The sequence below is a fragment of the Paenibacillus baimaensis genome (assembly GCF_025567575.1).
Genome location: NZ_JAOQIO010000060.1, coordinates 1 through 1482, shown reverse-complemented (window position 1 = coordinate 1482; position 1482 = coordinate 1). Strand labels below are relative to the sequence as shown.

Annotated in this window: 1 protein-coding gene; it reads left to right on the top strand. The window is 41.9% G+C overall.

The genetic code is table 11. The features are described from left to right. Nucleotides 1-155 precede the first annotated feature (155 nt). On the top strand, nt 156-1358 hold the full coding sequence (locus OB236_RS15990) for an IS110 family RNA-guided transposase (protein ID WP_262684890.1): 1203 nt from the start codon (nt 156-158) through the stop codon (nt 1356-1358). Nucleotides 1359-1482: the final 124 nt, after the last annotated feature.

The window sequence follows — 1482 nt, the reverse complement described above, 5'->3', positions numbered from 1 at the left end:
CCGTGGGACTTGGATCCCGAGAGCTATTCAGTTCATCCCCCCTACTTGTTCAACCATGGTTAGGCTGGTTGGGACATGAATCCCGTATCACATGCGATAGTGTGGAAGACAAGAAGGTTAGGGGTTGCCGGTGAAAATACTACAGGAGTGATGTCATGAATCCAGTTATTGGTTTGGATGTATCCAAGGGAGAAAGCCATGCGCAAGCATTTTTAGATCGTGGAGTACCTTATGGAAAGATTTTTAGGTTTAAGCATGATCTTGAAGGATTAGCATCTTTTCTGAATTACATGAGAGGGGTGGAATCAGCTGCAGGAATGCGTCCCTCCATTGTGATGGAAGCAACAGGCCACTATCATAGCCCAGTTGTTCAGTTTCTAGATGAGCATCAGTATCTGAATATCGTCATTAATCCTTTAATCTCACATAACGCCAAGAAAACCAATTTGCGACGATTGAAGACGGATGCCGCTGATGCCCATCTTTTAGGAGCGTTGTTTTATAAAGAAGAGTTTGAACCCTACAAAAAACGGGGTCAGCATCTCATGAACTTACGCTATCTGACACGCCAACATGAATCTTTAACGGGTATGTATGTCCAAGTAAAACTACAGTTTCAGGCTATTCTGGATCAAGTTTTTCCTGAATATCACGGCGTGTTTGGTGACCTTTATTCAAAGGTTTCCCTTCGACTTCTGGCCTTACACCCGACGTCTAGAGAGGTTCTGGAACTGGATGAGAAGGAGATTTCAGCAACAATCCAACGCCTTACAGGACGTGGCAAATCGGCTTTATGGTGTCTAGAGCGCGCTCAAATCTTAGCAGCAGCAGCAAAGCGAAATCCCTTTAAGGAGACGGATTTTTCAAGTCATTTGATCTCCATGCAGTTGCTCATCAAATTGCTTCTTCAATACCAGGACCATCTAGCAGACCTTAATAAATCGATAGAGGCCCTAGCTGAAGCGTTACTTGAATATGATTTAATCCAATCGATACCCGGAATTGGCACTAAAATTGCTGCAACAATTTTAGCTGAGATCGGGGAAATCGATCGGTTCAATCACGCAAAGAAACTTGTTGCTTTTGCTGGTATAGATCCAAGTGTTTTTTCTTCAGGCAAGTTTACAGCAACCATAAATAAAATAACTAAGCACGGTTCCAGGAGGCTTCGTACTGCCTTATATCAAGCTGTACGATGTGGTATTCGTAGTAATAGAAATAAAAAACTAAGAGCTTATTATGATAAGAAGCGCGCTGAAGGAAAGCTGTTCAAAGTAGCGATAATTGCTTGTGTGAATAAACTCATCCACTGGATTTTTGCCATCTTGACTACTAAGGAAGCGTTCCGTTTAGAGTAAACATCATAAAATGGAAGTATATGGAATACATTTCCGTGCTATGTGGGACGGCTCTTTCCCATGCACTTTTTTAAGTATACCACCTCATGAATCCGCCATTAATAATTAAATATTGACAAGCTAT

Coding starts and splice junctions, on each gene's coding strand:
- OB236_RS15990 (WP_262684890.1), top strand. CDS start 156: ATGAATCCAGTTATTGGTTTGGATGTATCCAAGGGAGAAAGCCATGCG.